General features: G+C 73.5%; 24 protein-coding genes and 2 pseudogenes. 12 read left to right on the forward strand and 14 right to left on the reverse strand.

All coding sequences use genetic code 11. The features are described from left to right. The first annotated feature begins 3 nt into the window (after window positions 1-3). On the forward strand, window positions 4-900 hold the full coding sequence (locus tag ABH931_RS21605; RefSeq protein ID WP_370115665.1) for a DUF3626 domain-containing protein: 897 nt from the start codon (window positions 4-6) through the stop codon (window positions 898-900). A 4-nt stretch (window positions 901-904) separates the two neighbouring features. Here ABH931_RS21605 and ABH931_RS21610 read toward each other — a convergent pair whose 3' ends face one another. Both ABH931_RS21610 and ABH931_RS21615 read right to left on the reverse strand, forming a co-directional pair. After that, window positions 905-1213, reverse strand: a complete 309-nt coding sequence (locus ABH931_RS21610) for a hypothetical protein (RefSeq protein WP_370115667.1) — start codon at window positions 1211-1213, stop codon at window positions 905-907. Next, window positions 1210-1500, reverse strand: a complete 291-nt coding sequence (locus ABH931_RS21615) for a hypothetical protein (RefSeq protein ID WP_370115668.1) — start codon at window positions 1498-1500, stop codon at window positions 1210-1212. Before ABH931_RS21615 ends, ABH931_RS21610 begins: the two co-directional genes overlap by 4 nt. 147 nt (window positions 1501-1647) lie before the next feature. On the opposite strand from ABH931_RS21615, the gene ABH931_RS21620 reads away from it, so the two are divergent. Further along, window positions 1648-1845, forward strand: coding sequence for a hypothetical protein (locus ABH931_RS21620; RefSeq protein ID WP_370115670.1), 198 nt, complete (start codon window positions 1648-1650; stop codon window positions 1843-1845). Between the two features lie 4 nt (window positions 1846-1849). After that, window positions 1850-2056, forward strand: a pseudogene (locus ABH931_RS21625) (metallophosphoesterase); the annotation flags it as partial. An 89-nt stretch (window positions 2057-2145) separates the two neighbouring features. On the opposite strand, the gene ABH931_RS21630 reads toward ABH931_RS21625, so the two are convergent. From ABH931_RS21630 to ABH931_RS21640, 3 genes are all read right to left on the reverse strand, one after another. Beyond that, window positions 2146-3660, reverse strand: coding sequence for an APC family permease (locus ABH931_RS21630; protein WP_370115671.1), 1515 nt, complete (start codon window positions 3658-3660; stop codon window positions 2146-2148). Between the two features lie 123 nt (window positions 3661-3783). Beyond that, complete coding sequence (locus tag ABH931_RS21635; RefSeq protein WP_370115673.1) at window positions 3784-5976, reverse strand: DUF4132 domain-containing protein; 2193 nt, start codon at window positions 5974-5976, stop codon at window positions 3784-3786. A 109-nt stretch (window positions 5977-6085) separates the two neighbouring features. Further along, complete coding sequence (locus tag ABH931_RS21640) at window positions 6086-7315, reverse strand: glycosyltransferase (protein ID WP_370115710.1); 1230 nt, start codon at window positions 7313-7315, stop codon at window positions 6086-6088. 218 nt (window positions 7316-7533) lie between these two features. Between ABH931_RS21640 and ABH931_RS21645 the strand changes: the two genes are divergently transcribed. From ABH931_RS21645 to ABH931_RS21655, 3 genes are all read left to right on the forward strand, one after another. Further along, window positions 7534-9345, forward strand: coding sequence for a cholesterol oxidase substrate-binding domain-containing protein (locus ABH931_RS21645; protein ID WP_370115675.1), 1812 nt, complete (start codon window positions 7534-7536; stop codon window positions 9343-9345). A 180-nt stretch (window positions 9346-9525) separates the two neighbouring features. After that, entirely contained in the window at window positions 9526-9750 is a 225-nt protein-coding gene (locus tag ABH931_RS21650) for a hypothetical protein (protein WP_370115678.1), read from the forward strand. Between the two features lie 146 nt (window positions 9751-9896). Continuing rightward, window positions 9897-10142, forward strand: a complete 246-nt coding sequence (locus ABH931_RS21655; RefSeq protein ID WP_370115680.1) for a hypothetical protein — start codon at window positions 9897-9899, stop codon at window positions 10140-10142. Window positions 10143-10197: 55 nt separating this feature from the next. Here the strand turns inward: ABH931_RS21655 and ABH931_RS21660 are convergent, their stop codons facing one another. Then, window positions 10198-11199 (reverse strand): glycosyltransferase family 2 protein, encoded by a 1002-nt coding sequence (locus ABH931_RS21660; RefSeq protein ID WP_370115682.1) that lies wholly within the window; start codon window positions 11197-11199, stop codon window positions 10198-10200. Window positions 11200-11397: 198 nt separating this feature from the next. Between ABH931_RS21660 and ABH931_RS21665 the strand changes: the two genes are divergently transcribed. The 3 genes from ABH931_RS21665 (at window position 11398) to ABH931_RS21675 (ending at window position 15609) form a co-directional block, all read left to right on the forward strand. Continuing rightward, complete coding sequence (locus ABH931_RS21665; protein ID WP_370115683.1) at window positions 11398-12858, forward strand: MFS transporter; 1461 nt, start codon at window positions 11398-11400, stop codon at window positions 12856-12858. Between the two features lie 76 nt (window positions 12859-12934). Further along, the gene (locus ABH931_RS21670; RefSeq protein ID WP_370115685.1) at window positions 12935-13702 is read left to right on the forward strand and encodes an SDR family NAD(P)-dependent oxidoreductase; all 768 of its coding nucleotides are present in this window, start codon (window positions 12935-12937) and stop codon (window positions 13700-13702) included. A gap of 335 nt (window positions 13703-14037) precedes the next feature. Then, window positions 14038-15609, forward strand: coding sequence for a M48 family metallopeptidase (locus ABH931_RS21675; protein ID WP_370115686.1), 1572 nt, complete (start codon window positions 14038-14040; stop codon window positions 15607-15609). Window positions 15610-15666: 57 nt separating this feature from the next. Here ABH931_RS21675 and ABH931_RS21680 read toward each other — a convergent pair whose 3' ends face one another. Continuing rightward, a complete protein-coding gene (locus ABH931_RS21680) occupies window positions 15667-16359 on the reverse strand; it encodes a Type 1 glutamine amidotransferase-like domain-containing protein (RefSeq protein WP_370115687.1) in 693 nt (230 codons plus the stop codon). Next, window positions 16359-16799: a RidA family protein gene (locus tag ABH931_RS21685; RefSeq protein WP_370115689.1), complete on the reverse strand. Its 441-nt coding sequence runs from the start codon at window positions 16797-16799 to the stop codon at window positions 16359-16361. The genes ABH931_RS21680 and ABH931_RS21685 overlap by 1 nt, the downstream gene beginning before the upstream one ends. A 130-nt stretch (window positions 16800-16929) precedes the next feature. On the opposite strand from ABH931_RS21685, the gene ABH931_RS21690 reads away from it, so the two are divergent. Next, the gene (locus ABH931_RS21690) at window positions 16930-17118 is read left to right on the forward strand and encodes a hypothetical protein (RefSeq protein WP_370115690.1); all 189 of its coding nucleotides are present in this window, start codon (window positions 16930-16932) and stop codon (window positions 17116-17118) included. 17 nt (window positions 17119-17135) lie between these two features. Here ABH931_RS21690 and ABH931_RS21695 read toward each other — a convergent pair whose 3' ends face one another. From ABH931_RS21695 to ABH931_RS21710, 4 genes are read right to left on the reverse strand one after another with little or no spacing between them, the layout of a single operon-like run. Then, window positions 17136-17882, reverse strand: a complete 747-nt coding sequence (locus ABH931_RS21695) for an ABC transporter permease (protein ID WP_370115691.1) — start codon at window positions 17880-17882, stop codon at window positions 17136-17138. Beyond that, entirely contained in the window at window positions 17879-18874 is a 996-nt protein-coding gene (locus tag ABH931_RS21700; RefSeq protein WP_370115692.1) for an ABC transporter ATP-binding protein, read from the reverse strand. The genes ABH931_RS21695 and ABH931_RS21700 overlap by 4 nt, the downstream gene beginning before the upstream one ends. Before the next feature lie 53 nt (window positions 18875-18927). Further along, entirely contained in the window at window positions 18928-19158 is a 231-nt protein-coding gene (locus ABH931_RS21705; protein ID WP_370115693.1) for a hypothetical protein, read from the reverse strand. 8 nt (window positions 19159-19166) lie between these two features. Further along, complete coding sequence (locus ABH931_RS21710) at window positions 19167-20033, reverse strand: SPFH domain-containing protein (protein ID WP_370115695.1); 867 nt, start codon at window positions 20031-20033, stop codon at window positions 19167-19169. Between the two features lie 167 nt (window positions 20034-20200). Between ABH931_RS21710 and ABH931_RS21715 the strand changes: the two genes are divergently transcribed. Both ABH931_RS21715 and ABH931_RS21720 read left to right on the forward strand, forming a co-directional pair. Next, window positions 20201-20719, forward strand: a complete 519-nt coding sequence (locus tag ABH931_RS21715) for an ArsR/SmtB family transcription factor (protein ID WP_370115696.1) — start codon at window positions 20201-20203, stop codon at window positions 20717-20719. Window positions 20720-20812: 93 nt separating this feature from the next. After that, window positions 20813-21979: a M23 family metallopeptidase gene (locus ABH931_RS21720; RefSeq protein WP_370115698.1), complete on the forward strand. Its 1167-nt coding sequence runs from the start codon at window positions 20813-20815 to the stop codon at window positions 21977-21979. A 227-nt stretch (window positions 21980-22206) separates the two neighbouring features. On the opposite strand, the gene hutG is transcribed toward ABH931_RS21720, so the two are convergent. Together hutG and ABH931_RS21730 are read right to left on the reverse strand one after the other, a co-directional pair. Then, window positions 22207-23232, reverse strand: coding sequence for a formimidoylglutamase (gene hutG / locus ABH931_RS21725; protein ID WP_370115700.1), 1026 nt, complete (start codon window positions 23230-23232; stop codon window positions 22207-22209). Continuing rightward, window positions 23232-23522: pseudogene (locus ABH931_RS21730) on the reverse strand (urocanate hydratase); the annotation flags it as partial. The pseudogene ABH931_RS21730 and the gene hutG, both read right to left, overlap by 1 nt.

A 23522-nucleotide genomic window follows, 5' to 3' on the forward strand; every position in this document is an offset into this window, starting at 1 on the left:
CCCATGAGTGGAAACGATCACGCCCTCCAGGCCGCCGATCCGGCCGAACGCGCGGTGCGTCACGTCGCCGGGCGCTCGGTGGGCTCACCCGTGGACGGCTCACTGCGGGTCACGCTGAACTTCCACCCCGACCGGCTGACCTCCGACGGCGTTCCGCTGCTCCAGCGCCTGGCCGAGGACGGCGTCTACCACTCGCAGTTCGTCACCGGGACGAGCAACGGCGGTCTCACCGCCTATCCGGGCGGGGACCGGTGGCGCTGGGAGAGCCGGATCTTCGGCGGTGCCTACGACACCGAGCCGGATGCGTCGCGTCCGGTCTACGGCGCACTGAACGTGCGCGGGCGCTCCGTCGGCGGCGCGCCCCGCTTCGGCTCGGCCCACCTGCGGCTGAACGCGGCGGCCCTGCCCCGGGCGACGTTCTGCTACCCGGACAGCTTCTACGAGCCGACCACCTTCGGCGTGGCGGACGCGGCCACGGCCGTCGTCCAGGCCGTCCTCACGGGGACGGTCGACACCGACCCACTGGACGGCTATGTCGAGGCCCAGGTCCACGGTCCCGTCATGCTGTCGCGCGACGTGGAGGCGCTGGTGCTGGACCCGTCCTTCCGGGGCACGGAGGTGGAGACCCACGCCCGCCGGCTCCCGGTGCCGCTGGAGTGGCACCCCGGCTTCCGCCTCGACGTGGCCGACCTGCGCCGCCACCCCGACTACCGGGGGCCCGAGATCGTCGACCTGGGGGCGCGGATCGCCGAGAACGGCCACCTCGATCCCCGGATCCTCGGCGCGGCGGTCGCCATGGGCCTCCACGACGCCCAGTCACTGAAGCGCGTCTGGCACCACCTCGCCCACTTCGGCACCCCGAGCACGGACACGGGAGCGGACGCCGACTCCGCCCGATGAGGCGTCAGGCCATCCACACCACGTCGGTGACGCGCAGTTCACGGTGGTCGGGCAGGAGGACATAGGAGACGAGGACCGGCTCGCGCGGTATCACCAGCGACAGGCGGCCGTCGGAGAGGCGGACGCCCGGGGGCTCGCGGCCCGCGTCGAGCGCGGCGCCCGTCTCCAGCGCGAGGGCGCGCAGGAAGCGCAGGACGGAGCGGCACAGCGCCTCCGCGGACTCACCGGACTTGAGCATGTCCAGCAGCACGTCGTCGACGCCCGGTCCGGTGACCAGGGTCCAGCCGCGGCGCGAGGGATCGGCGCCGCTCAATCCAGTCCGCCGACACGGGCGGTGAGTTCCTCCAGCGGCACGCCGCCGCGACGGGCGAGCGCGTCGGCGAGGCGTTCGGCGCGTCCCGGTACCTGGTCGAGCATGGCCTCGCGCCACCACGTCTCGATCACCAGGTTGATGGGATCGCCCGCCTCCGCGCCCAGCACCTCCGCGTAGAAGGCGAGACGCTTCTCGTTGCTCAGCGCGTTGCCGACGGCCTGGATGCTGCGGGGGATGGCCGCGACGCGCGGGTCGTCGTCGGCACCGTGGACCGGCTGTGCGCTCAACGCCTGCCTCCTGGGTCGGGGCGATTGCTCCCACCAACGTACAGCTCCGCACCCCGCCGTGGGGCGGGTGCGCGCCGCCCGCCTGTCGGGACCGATCACGGCCGTGTCATGCTGATCGCCGCTCGGAGCGAGGGAAGGGAACACGACGTGTCCAAGCCGGTGCGCGCCGCCATCGGGGAGAAGTGGATCAAGTGCGGTTTCTGCCAAGGGGACGTCTTCCGCGACCGCGAGGTGAAGCTGGAGACGATGGGCTGGTCCAACGAGTTCGCCACGGCGCTGATCTGCTGGGACTGCGGACAGGTGCAGATGTTCACCAACGACAGCCTTCAGCTGTTCCGGGCCTGACGCCGTGCTGAGCCGCGTGGCCGTGCTGTCCGACGTCCACGGCGTGCTGCCCGCCCTGGAGGCCGTCCTGGCCGAACCCGAGGTGCGCGACGCCGACCTGATCGTGCTCACGGGCGACATCGCCTGCGGCCCGCAACCCACCCAGATTCTCGACCGCCTGGTCGCACTCGGCGAACGGGTCGCCTGGATCCGCGGCAACGCCGAACAGGACGCCTTCCTGATCTTCGCCCCGCTCGACGGGCGCGACCGGCCCCGGGACTGACGGACGACCGCTGCCTCCGCCCGTCGGGGTGGGGCCGGTCAGGGTGACGCCGGGTCCTTGGGGCGGGCCGCCGCCCCGTCCTCGTCGTCGAGGTGGACCTGGCCGGTCGCCACGACCGCGGCACGGTTGCGGCGCCACAGGACGGCCAGGAGGACCAGACCCGCGGCCATCCAGACGCCCGCGACGGGGCCCGCGTAGGAGACCGGCGCGGCAAGCTTGCTGACGAAGGAGAACGCCGGGATTCCGGCCGCGGTGAGCAGCGCGGGCACGAACGCGGCGGTGCCGAGCAGCGGGAACAGCAGATGCCGGACCGGCTTCAGCTCGTGGCGCCGGTGGCGCAGGAAGTAACCCGCGCAGGCGGCGTTGGTGACGATGTAGACACAGACCACGACGATGACGACGAGGGTGGCGACCAGGTTGAACGCCGTCGTCGGGTCGTAGGCGAGACCGAGGCCCAGCGTCGCGCTGACAGCGATCACGGTCTGCGCGGCGACCGCGACCACGGGCGAGCGGTGGCGCGGGTGCACCCGGGCGAGGGCGCGGGGCAGGACACCGATGCGGCCGAGGGCGTAGGCGGTGCGGGTGGACACGACCAGGCCCGCGTTGGCGTTGGCGATGGTGGAGTTGACGACGGCGAAGAAGACCAGCACCCAGAGCAGCCCGAACGAGGCGCGAGCCACCCCCTCCCAGGACGCCGCGCCGGTGGTGCCGAATCCGGCGAACTTGCCCGGACCGACGTAGACCGCCATGGCGTAGGTGGTCAGGACGTAGACCAGCCCGATACCGATCGTCGCGCCGAGCACGGCCCGACGCACCGTGCGGCGCGGGTCGCGCGCCTCCTCGGCCAGGGGCGCGGCGGCCTCGAACCCGGCGAAGGCGAGCACCGTGTAGACGGACCCCGCGACGACCCCACCCCACGCGCTCTGTCCGGCGGCGACGTGGCCCGTCCCGAAGACGGACACGGTGTTACGACCGCCGGCGTTGCCGATCAGCAGGACGGCGAAGAAGAGGAAGACGGCGATCTCGAAGACGCCGAGGACGGTGCCGAGCCGCGCCGAGGCGCGGATGCCGTAGAGACCCGCCAGCCCGATGATCAGCGCGCCCAGCAGCGCCCAGGGCCACCACAGGTCGGCCGGATAGCCCGGCCACTCCTGGTGGAGGGTGCCGGCGGTGGTGAAGCCGAGCTGGAGCAGGAGCAGGGTGGGGATGAGCGCCTCGACGAAGACGTACCCCCAGGCCACGACGAAGCCCACGGCCGGATGGAGGCCGCGGGCCGCGTAGACGGACACGGAGCCCGCCGCCGGCAGGTGGCGGGCCAGTTCGGCGACGCAGGAGGCCGTGAACAGGCAGGCGACCAGGGCGATGAGCACCGACAGCGGCAGGCTGCCGCCGGCGAACGCCGCACCGGCGGGGATGGACGCGGCGATGGCCGCGCCCGGGGCCATCGAGGTGACGCTCTGGAACAGCACCTCCCGCAGCCCGACCGCCTCGCGGCGTAATCCCGGAGCGGCAGAACGGGTCGAGGTCGAGGGGGACGGCGGCGTCGTGGACAAGATCTGACTCCTCGCTGGGCCGGGCCGGATGGTGCGGAGAGTCGCGCGGCGTGCAGCGGGGGTGGTGGACGCGTCAAGGGTAGGGCGCGCCGGAACGTCCCCGGAAGGGTCGTGCACGGCGGGTCAGCCGGCTGCCTCCGAATCGGAGGTGACGGAGGTGACGGAGACGAAGAGGTCCACGTCACGCATGGCCTCGCTGAGGACGTGCGCGGGCACGTCCGGCAGGGAGGCGGGCTGCCAGGCGCGGCCGACGCGGCGGTCGAAGCGGACCTGGCCGGTGCGTGCCTGGTCGGGGCTGTCCACGAAGTCGGTCTCGGCGGGCTCGTGGTGGAACCAGGCACGCCAGGTGCCGTCGGCGAACTCGGCGTGGGCCCGGCCGTCGTGGCCGCCGTCGTGGTGGCACAGGTAGTTGGCCTGCCAGCCGCGTTCCTTCAGCAGGGCGTAGAGGCGCGGGTAGTGGACGATGTGTCCGGCGAAGCGGTTGGAGTGGCCGCCGGTCTCCTGATCGGCCGGGGTGAGCAGGTGGACCTCCCGGAAAGCCTGCTTGAACGGCTGGTGCAGCCGGTCGGTGACGATCCGCTCGCGCCAGGCGGTGATCTCCGCCTCCGAGGCGCGGATCGGGTGCCACAGCCGCACCCGCGCGGCAGGACCGGCCTGGCCGGCCGGCAAGGTGCCCGGCGCTTCTCCCGGCGCGCACGTGTGCCAGGTGCCGTCGGCGTCCGTGCCGTCGGCGCTGTCGGTGTCGCTGAACTCCCAGATCAGGCCGCGTGCCAGGGATCCGGTGATCGAGTGGTCCCGGTAGTGGCGGCGCCAATCCGCGTACGGCCAGGTGCGGTCCGTGGACAGCAGCGCCTCGATCCGGACCCGCTCACCGGCCAGCGTGGCCCGCACCTCCTTGGCGAGGGCCTTGAACTGCGCCAGCTCGGCCGCGCCCTGCTCCTTGACGGCGGCGGGCGCGGTGCGGCTGGTGCGGCCGTCCGGCGTGGTGTAGGTGAGCCGGACCGCCGTGCCCTCCTCGATGGACAGCCGGAGGCGGTGCCCACTCGTCAGCACGCGGTCGAAGGACCCGTCCGGGGCCAGGCCGTGGTCGGGCACGCTGCGCTCGACGAGCTGCTCCGGGGTGATGCCGAGCCGCCCGGCAGCGGTGATCAGCGCGGTGTCGACCTGCTTGCGCAGGGCGCGGTGCTTGATCCGCACCTGGAGGCGCCACAGCGCCTCCAGCGCCGACTCGTCCTCGACGTCCGCGAGCGCGTTGATCGCCGCTCCGGCGAGCTTGGGATCCTCGAACACACCGCTGCCCCGGACGCCGACCCGCAGCGCGAGCGATGCGAGGTGCGGCACGGCCGCCGCGCCGCCCGTGAGGGCGGCGGCCCAGACCAGCCCACGCGCCAGGTCCCCGTCGTCCTGGCGGACGAGGTAGTGGTAGTGGAAATCGCTCCCCATGTGGGCGTCGTGGGGACCGCTCCTGCGGCTGCACAACGGCTCGTCCTCGGCGAGGGCCCGCAAAGCCTCGGCGACCAGCCCCAGTGCTGACGCACCGACCGCGAGTTGCCGGCACTCCCGGCGCCACTTCTGCGTCGGACGCGGGCCGGAGAGGCCTGCGAGGTGGTTGGTGAGCGTGGCGAACTCCGGTGTGGGCGTGGTGTGGACGCGCTCCCGCAGGGGCGCCGCCCAGGCGGCCTCCGCCGGGATCAGCACACCCGGGACCACCACCCCGTCCACCCGGCTGAGCAACGCCCGCAGCCGGGTGAGGAGCCGGGCGCGGCGACGCCCGTCGCCGACGAGGGTCCCCGCGCTCGCGTGGACCCGTTCCAGCCACGGCGCGATGGCGCGGCAGCCGTCCAGGTCCAGGCGTTCGGCGGCGTCGAGCGCCAGGGCCACGTCCTGCTCCCCGAGGAACGCGTCCGGCCGCGTGCAGGCCCGGCGCAGCAGGACGGCCACCTCGGCGGCGGTCCAGCCCTCCACCGTCGGCAACAGCGCGGCGACCAGGGCGCGGGAGGGCCCCGAATCCGGCCCGGTGAGCAGCGTCGTCGCGAGCACGGCCACGACCGCGGCGCGGCGCTCCGCCTCCTCGCTCCCCGCGAGCCGCTCCCCGGCCTCGGCCCACGCCGCCTCCTTGCGGGCGCGGAGCTCCCGGTACGCCTGCTCCCCCGGCCAGTCGGCGAACCCGTACCGCGGCTCGGCCGTCCGCTCCCGCAGGAACCCGGCGAACCAGGGCACCCGCGCGAGCGCGCCCGTGTGGGCGGTATCGAGCGCGGCGTCGTCCAGCCCTGCGGGGAGGGGAGCTGCGGCGACGGCTTCATCTGCTTCGAGCATGGCGCGATCCTGGCAGACGCCACAGACACTGCCGGAAGGCCGGCTGCGGCACGGGTCCGCAGGCGGGCTCCGGCAGCGCGGCAGCGCGGCAGCGCGAGCTGGTGAGCCGTCAGGCCAGGCCCGCCAGGTGGGCCAGGACCGGGCCGTAGCCGTCCTCGGCGCGGATGAGGGTGCCGAGGTGGCGGGCGCGGTCGCGGTACGGGGTGGTGTGGGCGGCCCGGGTCAGCAGCGGGGTGAGGGTGACCGCGTCGAGGGTGCGGAGGGGGACCGCGCCCGGGGAGACGCCGAGGGAGGCGAGCCGGGAGGCCCAGAACGCGGCGTCGAACTGTACCGGGACCGGGACCGCCGGGACTCCGGCCCGCAGCGCGGCGGCCGTGGTGCCCGCGCCGCCGTGGTGGACGACGGCGGCGGTGTGCGGGAAGACGAGGGAGTGCGGCAGCTCGTCGACGGTGAGCATGTCGTCGCCGTCCGCGTGCAGGCCCGCCCAGCCGCGCTGGACCAGCCCGCGCAGTCCGGCGGCGCGCAGGGCCGCGACCAGGATGGCGCTGGTGCGGGCCGGATCGGGGACGGTGGCGCTGCCGAGCCCCACGAACACCGGGGGTGGACCGGAGGCGATGAAGTTGCGTACCTGTTCCGGCAGTTGTGCGCTCGGCGGGGTGTAGGGCCACCAGTAGCCGCAGATCTCCAGACCCGCGCGCCAGTCCCTGGGGCGCGGCACGACGAGGGGGCTGAACCCGTGCAGGACCGGCCACCGCCGGCGCTCGAAGGCGTGCCGGGTGGCGCGCACGCCGCCGGGCGGCAGCCCGAGGCGGCGCCGCAACGTCCTGGCCGACTCGACGAAGATCAGGTCGAGGGCGGCGTTGACGGCCCTGCCGCTGAGCCGGTTGCCCGCCGGGCCGAGGGAGCGGGTGCCGGTGACGGGTGCGACGAACTCGCCCGTGGGGGCCAGCGGCTGGAGGTAGACGCCGAGACTGGGCAGGCCGAGCCCCTCCGCGAGGACGTGGCCGAGGGGCGCGAGCACCGCGGAGAGCAGCAGCACGTCCGCCTGGCGGGCGGGCGCCACCATCGCGTCGGCGAGTTCGGCGACATGGGCGCGCGCGAGCGCGATCATCCGGGCGAGCTTGCCCGCTCCGGACTTGCTGCGGTGCAGCCCACGGCCGGCCGCGGACTCCAGCTCGGCACGCGGGTCCACGGGCAGCCCGTGGAAGCCGAGGCCCGCCTCGGCCGCGAGCCCGGCGAAGCGCTGGTGGGTCACCAGCGTGACCTCGTGGCCGGCCCGGGCCAGGGCATGGCCGAGGCCGGTGTAGGGGGCGACGTCGCCCCGGGAACCCGCTGTCATCAATGCGACACGCACACGAACCAGTATCACGCGTCCGCGGCGCGAGAACGGTGAACGCACCGGCGGATCCCACCATCGGGCGACTCTTGACTTCTCGTCCACCCCGCACCACCGTACCGTCTGACACTCCGTCAGGTTTTATCGGCTTCCGCAGTCAGCTGACCGCACACAGCCCGGCGCGGCCCGTCAGGAGGGACGGCGACGCAACCATGGGACAGGTGCGCAACGCCCCGGACCACCCCGCAGGCTCGAACACCACCGACACCACCGATACCGGCGACGCCCCGGACCCGCTCTCGCGCCGCGCCCTGCTGGGCGCGGGCGCGGCCGCGCTGGCCGCCACCGCGATGAGCTGGACGCCGCTCGGACGGATCGCCGCGGCGAGCGCGGCCACGACGATCCCGGCGCCACCGCAGTTCCCCGCAGGGATCGCGCTCTACCAGCAGACCTTCCAGAACTGGTCCGAGGAGGTCGTCGTCGAGGGGCTGTGGAGCGCCTCCCCCGCCTCCGCCGCGGACATGGTGACGCTCGCCAACTGGGCCCACGCCAACGGCTGGCGGCTGCGCCCGCGCGGCGGCGGCTACAGCTGGTCGCCGATCGTCGCGGCAGCCGGCACCCCGGCGAACGTGCTGCTGGTCGACACCACGACGCACCTGACCGGGATCAGCGTCAACGCCGCCGGCGCGGCCTCGGGACAGGCCAGCGTCACCGTCCAGCCGGGCGCCACGATGGACAACGTGCTCGGCACGCTGAAGTCGGCGGGGCTCGGGCTGACCGGCTTCCCGGTCCTGGGCGCGGCCACGGTCGGCGGCGTGCTGGCGACCGGCGGGCGCGGCACGGGGGTGCCGGCCGTCGGCGAGTCGCGGCTGCCGGGGCACACCTACGGCTCGGTCAGCAACCTGATCACCAGTCTCACCGCCGTCGTCTGGGACGCCACGCAGGGCGCCTACGTGCTGCGCACGTTCCAGCGCACCGACCCGCAGATCCAGGCGCTGCTGGTCAACATCGGCCGGGCGCTGGTCACCGAGGCGACCCTGCGGGTCGGACCGGACCAGCGGCTGCGCTGCCAGAGCTGGTTCAACGTGGCCGCCACCGACCTGTTCGCGCCCCCGGCATCGGCCGGGTCGAAGTCGCTGGCGTCCTACGTGAACCAGTGCGGACGCGTGGTGTGCATCTGGTTCCCGTTCACCAGCTCGCCGTGGCTGCGTCTGTTCACCCCGACGCCGAGCCAGCCGTGGGTGTCGCGGGCGGTGACCGGCCCCTACGACTTCACCTTCAACGACATCGTGCCGAAGAGCGTCTCGGACCTGCTCTCCCAGATCGTCGCCGGGAACGCCTCGGCCACGCCGCAGTTCACCGCCGCGCAGATGGACGCGATCAGCGCGGGCCTGGTGTCGACGGGCACCTGGGACATCTGGGGCTGGTCCAGCGACGTCCTGCTCTACGTCCGGCCGACCACGCTGCGGATCACCTCGACCTGCTGCAACGTGGTGACCTCGCGGGCCAACGTGCAGCAGGTGGTCAGCGACTTCTTCGCCCAGTACAGCGCCAAGCTCGCCGCCTACGCGGCGCAGGGCCTCTACCCGATGAACGCCCCGCTGGAGATCCGGGTGACGGGGCTGGACCAGACCGGCGACTGCAACGTTCCCGGCGCCCTGGGCGCGCAGCTCTCGCCGCTGCGGCCGCGCCCCGACCACCCGGAGTGGGACACCTCGGTCTGGTTCGACATGACCACCGTTCCGATCACCCCCGGCTGCCACCAGTTCATGGGCGAGATGGAGGCCTGGGTCCGCTCGCACTACGCGGGCGTCGGCGCGGTCCACAACGAATGGCCGAAGGAGTGGGCCAACAGCGCCTCCGGCGCGTGGACCGACTCCGCGACGATCGCCGGTGCGATCCCCGCCTCCTTCACCACCGGCCAGGCCTCCGGCGACGGCTGGAACGCGGCGGTGGCGACGCTGAACGCCCTCGACCCGAACGGCGTCATCGGCAGCCCCTTCCTGGACGGCGTGCTGGTGCCGCAGTCCTGAGCCCTCGCGCGACCGCCTCCGGGACACATGGCCGAAAGGCTACTTGTGCTCGGCCGGAGGCGGTCGAATCTCCCCAAACGAGACGACTCGGTGCGCGTGCGCAGCATCTCCACGGCCGACGCACCGGTTCTCCGCACCCCGGGTCGCTGAACAGCGGCTTTGCTTGGATAGAGTGCGCGGATGCACGACACCTCGCACTCCCCCATGACCCCCGCCGAGGCCGCGTCCCTGCGCGACGCGTCGCCGGTCGACGAGGCCCTCCTGCAGCGGATCCGCGCCGCGCTCGTCGGCCGGAACGCCGGCGCTGCGACCACTGACGTCCCGCGCGCCGACGTTCCGGAGGCCGAGCCCGACGACAGCGGCGGCGGCGCTGAAGACGGGGCGGATTCAGCCACCGGGGAGTGAGAGGCGGCGATCGTCCTATCGTCAGACCGTCAACTCCGACCGGGTGAGGTTCACTCGTGTCGCGCGGTCGTTCGCGTGCCCCCGACCAGCAAGATTTGACCGATTCCTCGCATTGCTCCCGTTGTTTCTCCTGAGAGGTCTAGGTCATGATCCGTCGTCTTGGAACCGTGCTGGCGGGCGGTCTGCTGCTGACCATCGTCGGCCTGACCACCCTGCCCACCACGGCCACGGCCGACTCGGGCGACGCCCGCCCGCAGGCGCAGACCTACGTCTGCAACGTCGGCGACTCCGACTCCACGGCCACGGTCCAGACGACGGACATCAACGGCGCGTCGGCGATCATGCCGTCCTTCCTGGGCATGCGCCTGACCAACTGCCACCCGGCGTCCTAGACCCGGGGCCGGAGGGGGCGCGGCGCGCACTGCCGGCGCCCCCTCGGCCGTGCGGCTACGAACGCGAGAGGACCCCGCGGGCCACCTGGGGAAGCCGGGCGGTCTGGAAGGCCGCGTAGCCGCCGCCGGCGAGGAGCTGGAACTTGACGCCCTCGCGGCCCGCCGGGCGTTCGTAGCCCTCGGGCTGGAACCGCTGGTAGTGCTCGGCGGCGCGCTGGAAGAAGCGCGGCCGCTCGGAGCGGGTGAGGCAGCCGGACAGGCCGAGCAGGAAGAGGTACTGACGGATCATCCGGGTGAACAGGCACGGCGCGGCATCGGCGCGCCCGTGCTCGGCGAGCAGGGCGAAGCTCTCCTCGTAGCGGGTGAACACGTCGAGCTGACTGCCCTGCGGCCCGCCTGCCGGGTGGGCGGTGTGGCGGCGGCGCAGCTGCACGCAGTCCCACTTGAGCACGGCCACCGTCGTGGCCCGGAGCATGAGGCGGTGGACGACGGCGATCTCGTCGTGCTGGCCCTCCGGGAAGGCCGCCGCGCTCGCGGTCCAGAGCTCGCGCCGGATCAGCCGGTCCCAGATGTAGGCGGGGACGCCGAAGAGCTCGGGCTGCTCGGCGGGGGAGAACGGCTTGGCCCCCTGCCCGGAGAGCAGTTCGGTGGCGCTGCCGGGCCAGGAGCGGCCGCGGTGCAGGCGGGTGTGCCCGAACAGCAGCACGTCGGGGCCGTCCAGCGAGCGGACCCGGTCGGCGAGGGCCTGCAGGGTGCCGTCCCACAGCACGTGGTCGCTGTCGAGGAAGAGCAGATAGGAGCCGGTCGCCTGCCGGGCGCCCGCGTTGCGCGCCGGGCCGATGCCGGCGGCCGCGTCCAGGCGGACGACGGTGACGCGGTCGTCGTCGAGCTCGGCGGCTCCGACGACTCCCGCGGGGCACTCCGGCGAGGGGTCGGCGACGAGGATCACTTCGATGTCGCGGAAGGACTGCCCGAGGAGCGACTGCAGGCAGGTCGCCAGACCTCCCTGAAGGTCGTGGGCGGCCACGATGACACTGATGAGGGGTGAGCTGAACACGACATCGGAACCTAGGACTCCGCCACCGGGCCCCACAAGATCCTTACCGCCCGGTAGGCAGCATTGTTATGCAAGCTCCCGCAAACCTCCACAACCGCGCGAACCCTCTCCGAGCATTGATTGTGCATTACGCACACCATATGTACTGTGCATATCGCTCACGCATGCACCGTCGCACCTCATCGCAAGGAGAACCGCATGGACGGCTCACAGCCCGCGCCCCGCCCGGGCGTCGTCGTCGGTGTGCTGGCAGTCGCAGGCATCGTCGCGGCCCTGATGCAGACGCTGATCGTGCCGCTCATCGGCGCCCTGCCGACGCTGCTGCACACCTCCGCCGACAACGCCTCCTGGGCGGTCACCGCCACGCTGCTCGCCGCCGCCGTCACCACGCCGGCGATCGGCCGCCTCGCCGACCTGTACGGCAAGAAGCGGATGCTGCTGGTCTGCACCGTCCCGCTGGTCGCGGGCTCGGTGGTGTGCGCGACCGCGGGCTCGCTGGCACCGATGATCGTCGGCCGGGGGCTGCAGGGCATGGGCTCGGGCATGATCCCGATCGGCATCAGCATCCTGCGCGACCTGCTGCCGCCCGAGCGGCTGGGCGCCGGGATCGCGCTGATCAGCTCCTCGCTCGGCATCGGCGGCGCGCTCGGCCTGCCGATCTCGGCCGCGGTCGCGCAGCACGCCAACTGGCACGTGCTGTTCTGGGCGGCGGGGGTGCTGAGCCTGATCGTCGCGGGTCTGGTCCAGGCGCTGATCCCGGCCGTGCCGCCGCGCGCCACCGGCCGCTTCGACGTCCCCGGCGCGCTCGGGCTCGGCGCCGGTCTGGTCTGCCTGCTGCTGGCCATCTCCAAGGGGGCCGACTGGGGCTGGGGCAGCGGTACCACCCTCGGGCTGTTCGGCGTGGCCGTCGTCGTGCTCCTGATCTGGGGCTGGTGGGAGCTGCGCTGCGCGTCCCCGCTGGTGGACCTGCGGGTGACCGCGCGGGGCCAGGTGCTGCTGACCAACGCCGCGTCCGTCGTCGTCGGCTTCGCCATGTACGCCGCGGCGCTGATCACCCCTCAGCTGCTGCAGCTGCCGAAGGCCACCGGTTACGGCCTGGGCCAGTCCATGCAGGCGGCCGGCCTGTGGATGGCCCCGGCGGGCCTGATGATGATGCTGGTCTCGCCGTTCGGCGCCAAGCTCTCCGCCGCCCGCACGCCGAAGACGACGCTCGTGGTCGGCAGCCTCGTCATCGCGGCCGGGTACGGCTCCTCCGTCGCCCTGATGGGCTCGGTCTGGGGTCTGCTCGCGGTCTCGATCGTCATCAACAGCGGTGTGGCGCTCGCCTACGGCGCGATGCCCGCACTGATCATGGGCGCGGTGCCTCTCTCGGAGACGGGCTCGGCCAACAGCTTCAACACGCTGATGCGGTCCATCGGCACCACCTTGTCCGCGGCGGTCGTCGGGGTGGTGCTGTCGCACATGACGACGCACCTCGGCGCGTTCACCCTCCCCTCCCGGGAGGGCTTCCGCACCGGCATGCTGATCGGCTGCGGTGTGGCGGTCGTCGCGGCCGCGGTCGCGGCCTGCATCCCCCTGCGACGGTCCGCGGCCGGCACGGACGCCGGCGCGCCGAACGACGTCACGCCGGTCCCCGCGCAGGCCGGCGAGGGCCACTGAGCTGCCGCCTTCCCGGCTTCCCGGCAACCCCGCCCCACCTCCCACCCCGCATGCCGCACCAAGGAGCACCCCCACCATGAGCACCTCGGGATTCCAGAACCGCACAGTCGTCGTCACCGGCGCCGGGTCCGGCATAGGCCGCGCCGCCGCCCTCGCCTTCGCCGCCCGCGGCGCGCGGGTCCTGGTGGCGGACCTGAACGAGGAGGCGGCCGGTCAGGTCGTCAAGGAGATCGCCGACGCGGGCGGCACGGCCCGCGCCGTCGTCGGCGACCTGAGCGACCAGGCCGTCGTGGACCGGGTCGTGGCCACCGCGGTCGACGCCTTCGGCGGCGTGGACGTGCTGGTCAACAACGCCGGGGTGATGGACCGCATGTCAGCGCTCGGCGAGACCGGCGACGCCGAGTGGGAGCGGGTGATCGGGGTCAACCTCACCGCCCCCTTCCGGCTGACCCGCGCCGTCCTGCCGCACATGCTCTCCGCCGGTCGCGGCGCGATCGTCTTCACCGCCTCCGAGGCCGGTCTGCGCGGCAGCGCGGCGGGCGCCGCCTACACCGCGTCGAAGCACGCGGTGGTCGGCCTGGTGAAGAACCTGGCCGTGATGTACCGCGGGCAGGGCATCCGCACCAACGCCATCGCCCCGGGCCCCACCCTGACGAACATCCAGGTCCAGGCCGATCCCGAGGCCCACGGCCCGAAGGTCGTGGGCGCGCTCATCGGCGCGGCCATCGGCCGCATGGCCTCCCCGGACGAGCAGGCCTCGGCGATCCTCTTCCTCGCCTCCGACGCGGCGATCGACGTCAACGGCGTGATCCTCCCGGTCGACGACGGCTGGTCAGCGGTCTGAGACCCCGCCACGCCGGGGCGCGCGGCACCCCGGCCCGGGCAGGGCCGCCCGCCCGGCCCCGGCCCGCCAGGGAGTCCAGCGCGGCGCAGAGCCGATCGCCGGAGGGGCCGGTGGCGGCCGGGGACGGGCGAGTGCGGGCAGGGGCTGTCGGGTCGTGGTCGGTCATCGCTGGACAGCCTGCACCCTGACGGTCGCGGGCCGCGAGCCCTTTTGTGGCGGAACAGGCGGCTTCGGGTGGCACCGGCCACCGTCGCACCTGCTCACCGGGGCGGTGGGGTTCGGCGGGCCGGGAGGTGGTGGTTATCCTTCCGTATCGTTCCGTCCACCGCTGCCCCGTGCAGCGTCCGACCATCGGGGGTCCCACCGTGCGCAGGCTGCTGCGGACGATCCAGGCGATCGCGCTGCTTCTCGGCTTCTACGCGATGGCGCTCGCCATCCTGGCGGTGATCGCGCTGGTCGACGACGCGGTGATCAGCGCGGCCATGCGGAGCGAGCAGGGCCTGGGGTTGTGGTCGGTCCTGGCCGTGAGCGTGCTGCTGGCGTACCCGCTCGTACGCGGGCTGCTGATGGGACACCCCGGCAACCGTCACCGGCCGCCCGGGATCAGGGTGAGCCCGCAGGAGCAGCCGCGGCTTTGGCAGCGGGTGCGGGCGGCGGCGGAGGCCGCCGGGGTCCGCCCGCCGTCCGGGCTGTGGCTGGTGGACGTGCCGAACGCGAGTGTGTGGCAGGGGTCGTGGCTGCTGGGCCTGATCCCGGGGCGGCGCCGGATGATGATCGGCCTGCCGCTGCTGAGCGGGCTGACCGTGGCCGAGCTGGACGCGGTGATCGCCCACGAGCTGGGGCACTTCGCCAACGGCGACACGCTGCTGCTCGGCCTGACCGCGCGCAGCCGGGCCGGTCTGGGGCAGGTCGTCTCCGGCTACAGCGCGAAGGAGGGCGGACTGGGCCACGGCCTGAACGGCCTGTTCACCCGCTACGCGCGCTTCTGCCTGCGCGTCACCCAGGCGGGCGCCCGACGGCAGGAGCTGGCGGCGGACGCGGCGGCCGCACGACTGACCGGGCCGGAGACCGTGATCCGCGCGCTGCGCGCCACACCACTGCTGACACGCGCCCACGAGCGCTACCGCAGCGAGTACGTCGAGATCGGCGCCCCGCAGGAGCTCGGCCCCCGGGCCGAGGAGATCCAGCCCGGCTTCCGCCGGTTCCTGGAGACCGCGTCCTGGCGCGAGGAGGCGGCGGCGCTGCGACGGAACCCGTCCCGGGAGCGCCGGTCCGTCTACGACTCGCACCCGCCGGTGAGCGAGCGCATCGCGCATCTGCAGGGCCTGGGCGAGGTCGCGCGCGAGCCACGGGCGGAACTCCTCGAACCCGCGCACACCCTGCTGGACGACGCCGACGCCACGGCCGGCCGGGCCTGCGCGCGACGGCGGGGCGCGGCCGGGCTCCGCCAGGTCGACTGGGACGCGCTCGCGGCGGCCTGCGGCAACGCGGAGCTCGAGAAGGAGTCCGCCGCGCTGTGGGCGGCGGTGCGTGCGGCGCTGCGCCGCAAGTCCGACCTGCCGGAGCTGCTGGACGCGATCGACGCCGGTCGTTGGCGGGAGATCACCGGGTGGATGCCGCGCGAGGGCATGTCACGCACCGTCACCTCCGACGCGGCTCGGTCGATGGGCTCCGCCGCCGCGTCCGACGCGCTGTACTCGCTGCTGCTGGCCCAGCTGATCGCCCAGGGGCGCGGCCGCTGGACGCTGGACTGGGAGCAGGGCGGCAAGCGCCTGGACCTCGACCCCGGCCTCGACGCCCTGCTGGGCCCCGCCGTCGACGCGGTGGCGGACGCCGAACCGCCCTCCGCCGCCCCGCTGCGCGCCCTGCTGTCCGCCCCGGTCCCGGCCGCACGCGCCGCGCAGTAGCCCGAAGCAGTGGAGCGAAGCAGTAGACCGGAGCAGTGGACCGGAGCGGCCGGCCGCTCAGCCGAGTCGCTCGCCGACGAGCCGCTCCTCGCTCACGTGGCCGGACGCGTCGGAGGTGATCCGGTAGGCGGCGGCGTCCGGGCGCGTGGTCACGACGTGCGGGGCGGCGCCGGGGCGGAAGACCAGGGCGGCGCCGTCGTCGGCGGCGTAGCCGGCGCGGTGGCCCTCGGCCGCGGCCCAGGCGTGGAAGAGTGCGCGACGGCCGGGCTCGTCGTAGTGCGGGCAGAGCCCGCCGGGCAGGAGGCCGAGGCCGTCCTCGAAGACGGCCAGGTCGCCGAAGGAGTCGGTGACGCCGCCCTCGAACCAGCACATCGCGCCCGCGCTCACCCCGGCCAGGACGGCGCCCTGGGCATGAGCCTCCGCCAGGATCCGGTCGGCCCCGTGGGCGCGCCACACCGCCAGCATGTTGGCGGTGTTGCCGCCGCCGACGTAGATCACGTCCTGCTCCAGGAGCTGGGACCGCAGATCCCCCTGACGACGGAAGAGGGAGACCTCGGCGGTCGACCCGGCGCGCGCGCCGAAAGCGCGGTAGAACCGCAGCAGGTAGTTCTCGCTCTCCCCCGACGCGGTGCCGAGGAACGCCACCCGCGGCCGCGGGCTGCGCCGCGTCGCCTCGGCGAGGACGTAGTCGTCCATCCACGGCGTGCTCTCCATCGAGAAGCCCCCACCGCCCATGGCGATGATCGTCATCAATCCTCCTCGGGCGTCTCCGCGACCGGCCGCTCCGGCAGGGAGGCGGTCAGGTCCAGCTCGACGAGCTGGCCGGGGTAGCCCAGTTGGGAGACGCCCAGGAGCGTGCTCGCGGTCGTGAACGCCGCACCGATCACGGAGTCGGTCAGGCGGCCCCACACCTGCGCCAGCGCTGCCCGGTCGTCGCTGCGGACGTAGATCACCGACCGCACCACGTCCCGCGGCTCCGCGCCCGCCGCCCGGAGCGCGACCAGGGCGTTCGCCGCCACCTGGTCGGTCTGCTCCAGCACCGAGCCCGCCCCGACGAGTACCCCGGCCGCGTCGAGTGGGCACTGCCCGGCCAGATGGGCCGTTCGCCCCGCCTCGACGACGGTGACGTGGTGGTAGCCGGGTGTCGGATGCAGGTGCGGCACCGTCAGTCGGTTGATCTTCGAATCCACGCCGCCAGTCTGGCCGGATCGCCCCGCGCGCGCAGCCGATTTCCAGGCTTGCCCCGCGCGGTGGGACTTGACGCGGGCTTGACGGGCGTTCGTGCACACTGGGCCCATCGTCGACCGCTGGGGAGGTCACATGCAGGAGGACGACTGGGACGCGGCCGTCCTGGACGAGGCGTTCGTGCGGGGCGCGCAGGAGCGCGAGCCGTCGGCGCGGGCGCGGATGCTGGCCGCACGGTGGCGGCGCGAGGCACCCGCGCCGCAGCCGTGGCGGTCGGACAAGCCACCGACGGGCTGGTTCTTCAGTCGGCGCAAGCGACGCTGAGCACGCCCTCCCGTCGCTCAGGCCCGGGCGCCGGTGACGAGCCGCTCGCGGTGGAACATGGCCGCCACCAGCCGCCAGGCGACCAGGTCGACCAGGAGCAGCCCGGCGCCCAGGCCCAGGGCGAGGGTGACGCTCGGCTTGATGACGTCGAAGCCGATCAGTGCGACGACCGCGACCGGCGGCAGGCTGGCGAGGGAGCCCAACTGCTGCGCGACGCGCACGTCGCTGGTGCGGGTGGAGATCGCGACGGCGGCCCAGATCGACCAGCCGGCCAGCAGCGGGGTGAACAGGAGCTGGGCGAACACCCGCGAGGGCTCGAAGATGTCGTGGGCGATGTTCGGGTGGGCGAAGACGCCGACGGCCGCCAGGAAGATCCCGTACATCACGTACGCGAGAACCAGTGTGGGCAGGAACGCGGCCAGCGCCTTGCCGAGCAGGAACTCGGCCGGGCGGATCGGGGTCGTCAGCACCGGTTCGAGCGTGCCCTGTTCGCGCTCGCCGACCACGGCGTAGGAGGCGACCACGGCCGGGATCAGCGCGGGGATCAGCATCAGTTCCAGCGTGGAGACCCCGACGAGGGCGTCGAGCTTGCTCGCCGGGGCGTCGGCGGGGAGCTTGAAGACGGAGATGACCGGCTCGATCATGAACAGCAGCGGCAGCACCGCCATGGTGGTGGCGATGAAACGGTTGCGCCGGAAGTCGTTCACCTCCTTACGCACGAGCGCCCGGACGCGGGTCCAGCTCAGGGTCTTTTCGGTCGTCATCGCGCCTGCGCCTCCACGTCCTCGTCGATGAGCCGGAGGTAGACGTCCTCCAGCGAGTGCCGGGACGGGCTCAGGGCGAGCAGGTCCGCCCCGGCGCCGATCACGGCGCGGGCGACGGCCGGTGCGGCCAGGTCCGGGTCCGACACGGTCAGCACGTACCCGCAGGCCTCGTCGGCGCTCGGGTGCCAGCCCTCGACACCGGGCAGGCCGGCGAGGACGCGCTCGGGTTCGGCGAGCGGAGCGGCCGTCCGCAGCTGAAGGGTCTTGCTGAAGAGCCGTTCGCGCAGTTCGTCGGGGCGGCCGATGGTGCGCAGCGTGGTGTTCATGATGCCGACGCGGTCGCACAGCGCCTCGGCCTCGGCGAGGCGGTGCGTGGTGAGGAAGATGGTGACGCCGCGGCGGCGCAGGCCGTCGATCAGCTCGTGGACGTCGCGGGCGGCCAGCGGGTCCAGGCCCGAGGTCGGCTCGTCCAGGAAGAGGATCTGCGGGTCGCTCAGCAGAGCACGCGCCAGGCCGACACGCTGGCGCAGGCCCTTGGAGAGCGAGCGGCAGGGGTCGTCGGCGCGGTCGAGCAGGTTGACGGCGCGCAGCGCCCGCTCGATGCGGGACCGGCGGTCGTCCAGCTCGTAGAGGCCGGCGAAGAAGTCGAGGTTCTCGGCGACGCTGAGGCGCAGGTAGAGCCCGGGCTGCTCGGGCATCACGGCGATCCTGCGGCGGATCGCGACGCCGTTGGCCTCCGTCAGCGGCAGGCCCGCGACGGTGGCCGTGCCGGCGCTGGGCGCCAACAGGGTTCCGAGCGTGCGGACGGTCGTGGTCTTGCCGGCCCCGTTCGGCCCGAGGAAGCCGAACACCTCGCCGTACTCGACCTCGAAGGTCACGTCGGCGAACGCGGTGCGCTGCCCGAAGCGCTTGGTCAGTGCGTCCACGACGATCGCGGGCCCGGTCGGGACGTCCCGGGTGCGCGGCGCGGCGCTGTCTCGTTCAACGGTCACAATTTAAGTGATATCACTTTAGCGGCGGAGGGTCCATGGCCTGCCGCCACCGATCACTCCTCGCCGCCCGGCTCCTGCTCCTCCGCGGCCGGCCGCTTGGGCGGGCGGCCGCGCCGGGGCAGGCCGCCGACATTGCCCGGCAGCCTGCCCGCGTCCGCGAGGGCGCGGCGCAGCAGCAACTCGATCTGGGCGGTCGTGCTGCGCAGTTCGTCGCCGGCCCAGCGGGTCAGCGCGTCGTGCACCGCCGGATCGAGCCGCAGCAGGATGTTCTTGCGCTCCCCCACGGTCCCGCCTACTGGTAGAGCGTGCCGGTGTTGACCACCGGCTGGGTCGCGGACTCGCTGCACAGCACGACGAGCAGGTTGGAGACCATGGCCGCCTTGCGCTCCTCGTCCAGATCCACCAGGTCCACCTCGGCAAGCTGGTCCAAGGCCATCCGGACCATGCCGACGGCGCCCTCCACCACCCGGCGCCGGGCGTCGACCACGGCCTCCGCCTGCTGGCGCCGCAGCATCGCCTGGGCGATCTCGGACGCGTAGGAGAGGCGGGTGATCCGTGACTCGACCACCGACACCCCACCGAGCGCCACCCGCTGCGCGATCTCGGCGGACATCCGGGTGGTGATCTCCTCGGCGTTCTCCCGCAGCGAGAGGCGCTCCTCGCCGCGCGCGTCGTAGGGGTAGGCACCGGCGACGTGCCGCACGGCCGTCTCGGCCTGGGTGGCGACGAAGGAGACGACGTTCTCGACGTCGTAGACGGACTTGGCGGTGTCCGCGACCTTCCAGACGACGACCGCGGCCATCTCGATCGGATTGCCGTCGGCGTCGTTGACCTTGAGTGTCGCCGTCTCGTGGTTGCGGATCCGGGTCGAGACGCGCTGCCGCTTGGTCAGCGGGTTGACCCAGCGCAGCCCGGCCGTGCGCACCGTCCCGTCGTAGCGGCCGAACAGCGAGACCACGCGCGCCTGTCCCGGCGCGACCGCCACCAGGCCCGCGAGCACCAGCACGCCGACGAAGACCAGCACCCCGCCGACCGGTCGCGAGGTCGACAGCAGTGCGACCCCGACACCGCCCACGGCCAGCCCGACGGGCAGCATCACGGCCCCGGTCACACTCCGGGCCACCCGCTCGCTGATCGCCCCTGCCCCAGCCCCGTCCATCCCGGACCGCCTCGCTTCCACCGCCCGCCCACGCGCTCGGATGCCGCGGGCCTCCATGACGCCAGTATAGAGATATCACTTAAATCGGGCACCACCCCGGCCGCCGGCGCCGGCCGCGCCGCGAGCGTTGGTTTTGCTGATAATCCGTAGTTGCGTAGTATCAGGGCATGGAGCTTGCGGAGCGGGTCGCGGAGCTGGAGCGGCGCGTCGCCGATCTCGAGGCCGCGGGCAGCCGGGAACAGCCCACGGCAGTGGCGGCGACCCCGGCGCAGGACGGCTTCTGGGCGCTGTCCGCCTGGAAGCAGCAGTTGGCAGAGGCCGAACTGGACGGCGGCGGGGTGCTGTTCGTGGGGGCCGTCGGCCTGCCGTCGGGCAAGCACTACGACTGGCAGATGGGCTTCGGCACGAAGGACCTGATGGAGAGTGACCTCTCCAGCGCCGCGGAGACACTGTCCGCCCTCGGCAACCCCGTGCGCCTGCTGATGCTCCGCGAGATCCTGTGCGGCCGAAGCACCGTCAGTTCCCTGGCGCAGGTCGCCGACATGGGGTCCAGCGGGCAGATCTACCACCACCTGCGACAGATGACGGCGGCCGGCTGGCTGCATTCGTCGACCAGGGGGCACTACGCCGTACCGGCCGAGCGCGTGGTTCCACTCCTCGTCGCACTCGCCGTGGCGCGGCGCTGAGGCAATCCGCGTCCGGCCTTCCACCCCTCCCTTTTGTTCGTTCGGTTCGGCCGACGGTCGCGGACGACGCGATGAACTACGAGGTGAAGCAGCATGTCCCGGCCTGACCGCCACGCGGAGATCGCCGCACTGTACGGGTTCTTGTGCGCGGATCCCGCCGACTGGGCGGAGCTCGCTCCCCTGGCGGTGGAGCGCAGCGGCCATGACCGGCTGTACCGGATCGTGGACGCCACCCGGGCACGGCTCGGCGGCATCGACGAGGTGCGGGATTCCCCCCAGGGGCTCGTCGTCTCGGGGCCCTCCGGGCAGGTCCTGGCCTGGGCGAGGACCGATTCCGCCGGGGCGCTGGTCGACCTGATGATCGCCCGGGACGCGCAGGGGTACGGACGGACCGGGCAGTGGCGGCGCCGACTGGCGATAGCCGTGTGGTTCGCCCTGGGCAGTTACTGGATCGCCGAGTGCTGGGAGGCCGCGAGCGTCACCGGCTGGATCGGCTCACTGGTCGTCGCCGTGGCCGGCTACGTCCTGCTGGAGGGCTTCTCCTTCGTCACCGAGGAGCCCTGGTGGATCCGCCGCCCGATCGAGGCGGGAGGCCTGGTCGCGCTCGGGTCGGCATGGCGGTTGCCCGGCCTGCACGGTGGGAACAGCGCCGCCGACCTGGTGGTCGGAGCGGCGCTGCTGTGCTTGGCGACCGGAGCGCTGTTCCGGGCCCGGCGTCACCGGTGGGGCCTCGCCGTGACCGCGTCGACCCGGTTCCCGCTCAGCGGGTCCTGGTACATCGGCCAGGGCGGGGGGCGCCTGCTCAACCACCACTACGGCGTGCCCGAGCAGCGCGGCGCCCTGGACCTCGTGCGGGTGGGGGCGACCGGCAGCCGGCGGGGCGCTCCCGATCGCCTCGACGCCTACCTCGCCTACGGGGCCGACGTGTACGCCCCGTGCGACGGACAGGTCGTCGCCGTCGTCGACGACGTGGAGGACCAGGTCCCGGGCGTGATCCGGTACGGGCCGCGCTACGGCAACCTCGTCTTCATCGACACCGGCACCGAGACGGTCAAGCTCGCCCATCTGCGGCCCGGCACCGTCACGGTGACCCCGGGCCAGTGGGTCCGCGCCGGAGACCTGCTCGGCCAGGTCGGCAACTCCGGCAACAGCAGCGAGCCCCACCTGCACATCCACGCCGAACGCGACGGCGTCGGGCTTGACCTCCTCTTCGCGGACGTCCAGGGCACCCTGCACCGGGGCCGCACCGTCCGGACCTGACCCGCCGTCACAGCAGGCGGAGACCTGCCGTCGCTCTGGCCCTGCGCGGGCTGGAGCACGGGCCGGGGCTGCTCACCCGGGTGAACAGGGAACTGTCCCCCCGCACCCCGTGGCCGCCGTACCTGAGACCGCGGGAGCGGCCGCCCGGCGAGGGAGCGTTGGTGGTCGCCAGGCTGTGGCTGCTGTCCGGATCTCACAGCCTGGCGACCGGTTCAGGGGTGCGGCGCTCAGTCCGTCTCGGGCCGCTGCGGCTCCGGCATATCCGGCCCCGGCGGCAGGAACGGCGCCACGGCCGAGGTGACCAGGAGGCGGTGGACCAGGCGGGCCGCCGCGCGGGCGGTGCGCTGGTCGGTGTCGAGGGACGGGTTGAGCTCCGCCACGTCGACCAGCAGCGGCTTGCCGCTCGCCGCGACCGCCGCGCAGACGCGCTCGACGGTTCCGATCGGCACGCCGTAGGCGGCCGGGGCGCTGACGCCCGGGGCGGAGGCCGCCGGGAGGACATCGAGGTCGATCGTCAGATGGACGACGTCGCAGCTCGCGAGGAACTCCTCGACGAACGCGTCGACCTGCTCGCGGTCCAGCGCGCCGCACTCGGTGTCGGTCAGGTACCGGACGCCCAGGCGGTCGGCGGTGCGGAACAGGGTGGTGGTGTTGCTGGGCTGGCTGACGCCGAGCACCCAGTAGTTCAGCCGCCGCCCGGCCGCCTGCTCGTCGCGGGCCATCTGCAGGAACGGCGTTCCGGAGCTGGGCACCGGCTCGTCGCGCAGGTCGAAGTGCGCGTCGAGGTTGAGCACGCCCAGGCGGTCGTCGTCCCGCAGCAGTCCGCTGCCGGTGAGCCCGAGGTAGCTGCCGTAGGCGACCTCGTGGCCGCCGCCGAGGACGACGACGCGCAGGCCGTCGTCCAGCAGGTCGGCGACCGCCCGGCCGAGCCGGGCGTGGCCGCCCTCCAGGTCGCCGTCCGCGACCTCGATGTCGCCCGCGTCCAGCGCCCGCTGACGCGACGGCAGCGCCATCGACGCGAGCGCGGCGCGCAGCGCGCGGGGGCCGTCGGCCGCGCCGGTGCGGCCCTTGTTGCGGCGCACGCCCTCGTCGCTGCGGAAGCCGACGAACGCGACGTCACCGGCGGTGACGGCGGCGGGGTCGGTCGAGACGACGTGGTGCCACCGCAGGTGCTCGGCGCCGGAGCCGTCGTCACGGCCCGACCACGCGGTCGGGGCGACGTCGACGGCCACGGCCGCCAGCTCGGTGGGCATCACGCCTCCTCTTCCCGCATCGGGATGCGGACGTCGAGCTCGTCGGCGACCTCGACGGCGTGGTCGTAGCCGGCGTCGACGTGGCGGATGACGCCCATGCCCGGGTCGTTGGTCAGCACCCGGCGGATCTTCTCGCCCGCCAGCTTCGTGCCGTCCGCGACCGTCACCTGACCGGCGTGGATCGAGCGGCCGATACCGACGCCACCGCCGTGGTGGATCGACACCCAGGAGGCACCCGACGCCACGTTGACCATCGCGTTCAGCAGCGGCCAGTCCGCGATCGCGTCCGA

This window comes from Streptacidiphilus sp. MAP12-33 (assembly GCF_041261265.1).
Taxonomy (GTDB): domain Bacteria; phylum Actinomycetota; class Actinomycetes; order Streptomycetales; family Streptomycetaceae; genus Streptacidiphilus.